Raw genomic sequence first — 3180 nt, forward strand, 5'->3', positions numbered from 1 at the left:
TTTGAGAACTGCACAGTGGACGCGAGCATCTGTGGCCAAGTTTTTAAGGGCGCACGGTGGATGCCTTGGCACCAGGAACCGATGAAGGACGTGGGAGGCCACGATAGTCCCCGGGGAGCTGTCAACCAAGCTTTGATCCGGGGGTTTCCGAATGGGGAAACCCGGCAGTCGTCATGGGCTGTCACCCGCTGCTGAACACATAGGCAGTGTGGAGGGAACGAGGGGAAGTGAAACATCTCAGTACCCTCAGGAAGAGAAAACAACCGTGATTCCGGGAGTAGTGGCGAGCGAAACTGGATGAGGCCAAACCGTATGCGTGTGATACCCGGCAGGGGTTGCGCATACGGGGTTGTGGGATCTCTTTTTCATAGTCTGCCGGCTGTGAGACGAGTCAGAAACCGTTGATGTAGGCGAAGGACATGCGAAAGGTCCGGCGTAGAGGGTAAGACCCCCGTAGCTGAAACATCAACGGCTCGTTTAAGAGACACCCAAGTAGCACGGGGCCCGAGAAATCCCGTGTGAATCTGGCGGGACCACCCGCTAAGCCTAAATATTCCCTGGTGACCGATAGCGGATAGTACCGTGAGGGAATGGTGAAAAGTACCGCGGGAGCGGAGTGAAATAGTACCTGAAACCGTGTGCCTACAAGCCGTGGGAGCGTCGCTGTATGTGCTTGCACATGCAGTCGTGACTGCGTGCCTTTTGAAGAATGAGCCTGCGAGTTTGCGGTGTGTTGCGAGGTTAACCCGTGTGGGGAAGCCGTAGCGAAAGCGAGTCCGAATAGGGCGATTTAGTAGCGCGCTCAAGACCCGAAGCGGAGTGATCTAGCCATGGGCAGGTTGAAGCGGAGGTAAGACTTCGTGGAGGACCGAACCCACCAGGGTTGAAAACCTGGGGGATGACCTGTGGTTAGGGGTGAAAGGCCAATCAAACTCCGTGATAGCTGGTTCTCCCCGAAATGCATTTAGGTGCAGCGTCGTGTGTTTCTTGCCGGAGGTAGAGCACTGGATAGGCGATGGGCCCTACCGGGTTACTGACCTTAGCCAAACTCCGAATGCCGGTAAGTGAGAGCACGGCAGTGAGACTGTGGGGGATAAGCTCCATGGTCGAGAGGGAAACAGCCCAGAGCATCGACTAAGGCCCCTAAGCGTACGCTAAGTGGGAAAGGATGTGGAGTCGCAGAGACAACCAGGAGGTTGGCTTAGAAGCAGCCACCCTTGAAAGAGTGCGTAATAGCTCACTGGTCAAGTGATTCCGCGCCGACAATGTAGCGGGGCTCAAGCGTACCGCCGAAGTCGTGTCATTCCAGCACATACCCCCAACGGGGGCTGGGATGGGTAGGGGAGCGTCGTGTGCCGGGTGAAGCAGCCGCGGAAGCGAGTTGTGGACGGTTCACGAGTGAGAATGCAGGCATGAGTAGCGATACACACGTGAGAAACGTGTGCGCCGATTGACTAAGGGTTCCTGGGTCAAGCTGATCTGCCCAGGGTAAGTCGGGACCTAAGGCGAGGCCGACAGGCGTAGTCGATGGACAACCGGTTGATATTCCGGTACCCGCTTTGAAACGCCCAGTACTGAATCAGGCGATGCTAAGTCCGTGAAGCCGGCCCGATCTCTTCGGAGTTGAGGGTAGTGGTGGAGCCGATGAACCAGACTTGTAGTAGGTAAGCGATGGGGTGACGCAGGAAGGTAGTCCAGCCCGGGCGGTGGTTGTCCCGGGGTAAGGGTGTAGCCCGTGTGGTAGGCAAATCCGTCACACGTTAAGGGTGAGACCTGATGCCGAGCCGATTGTGGTGAAGTGGATGATCCTATGCTGTCGAGAAAAGCCTCTAGCGAGTTTCATGGCGGCCCGTACCCTAAACCGACTCAGGTGGTCAGGTAGAGAATACCGAGGCGTTCGGGTGAACTATGGTTAAGGAACTCGGCAAAATGCCCCCGTAACTTCGGGAGAAGGGGGGCCATCACTGGTGAGGGAACTTGCTTCCTGAGCTGGGGGTGGCCGCAGAGACCAGCGAGAAGCGACTGTTTACTAAAAACACAGGTCCGTGCGAAGCCGTAAGGCGATGTATACGGACTGACGCCTGCCCGGTGCTGGAACGTTAAGGGGACCGGTTAGTGCACTTTCGGGTGTGCGAAGCTGAGAACTTAAGCGCCAGTAAACGGCGGTGGTAACTATAACCATCCTAAGGTAGCGAAATTCCTTGTCGGGTAAGTTCCGACCTGCACGAATGGCGTAACGACTTCTCGACTGTCTCAACCATAGGCCCGGTGAAATTGCACTACGAGTAAAGATGCTCGTTTCGCGCAGCAGGACGGAAAGACCCCGGGACCTTTACTATAGTTTGATATTGGTGTTCGGTTCGGCTTGTGTAGGATAGGTGGGAGACTTTGAAGCGGCCACGCCAGTGGTTGTGGAGTCGTCGTTGAAATACCACTCTGGTCGTGCTGGATGTCTAACCTGGGTCCGTGATCCGGATCAGGGACAGTGTCTGATGGGTAGTTTAACTGGGGCGGTTGCCTCCTAAAGAGTAACGGAGGCGCCCAAAGGTTCCCTCAGCCTGGTTGGCAATCAGGTGTTGAGTGTAAGTGCACAAGGGAGCTTGACTGTGAGACCGACGGGTCGAGCAGGGACGAAAGTCGGGACTAGTGATCCGGCAGTGGCTTGTGGAAGCGCTGTCGCTCAACGGATAAAAGGTACCCCGGGGATAACAGGCTGATCTTCCCCAAGAGTCCATATCGACGGGATGGTTTGGCACCTCGATGTCGGCTCGTCGCATCCTGGGGCTGGAGTCGGTCCCAAGGGTTGGGCTGTTCGCCCATTAAAGCGGTACGCGAGCTGGGTTTAGAACGTCGTGAGACAGTTCGGTCCCTATCCGCTGTGCGCGTAGGAATATTGAGAAGGGCTGTCCCTAGTACGAGAGGACCGGGACGGACGAACCTCTGGTGTGCCAGTTGTCCTGCCAAGGGCATGGCTGGTTGGCTACGTTCGGAAAGGATAACCGCTGAAAGCATCTAAGCGGGAAGCCTGCTTCGAGATGAGTATTCCCACCCTCTTGAAGGGTTAAGGCTCCCAGTAGACGACTGGGTTGATAGGCCAGATGTGGAAGCCCGGTAACGGGTGGAGCTGACTGGTACTAATAGGCCGAGGGCTTGTCCTCAGTTGCTCGCGTCCACTGTGTT

The 3180-nt window shown here is 56.3% G+C and carries 1 rRNA gene; it reads left to right on the forward strand.

Features of this window, described 5'->3' with window-relative positions:
• Positions 1-33 precede the first annotated feature (33 nt).
• A 23S ribosomal RNA gene (locus ACIGJO_RS35675) occupies positions 34-3158 on the forward strand.
• The last annotated feature ends 22 nt before the right edge of the window (positions 3159-3180 follow it).

This window comes from Streptomyces sp. NPDC079020 (assembly GCF_044542225.1).
In the GTDB taxonomy this organism is placed as follows: domain Bacteria; phylum Actinomycetota; class Actinomycetes; order Streptomycetales; family Streptomycetaceae; genus Streptomyces.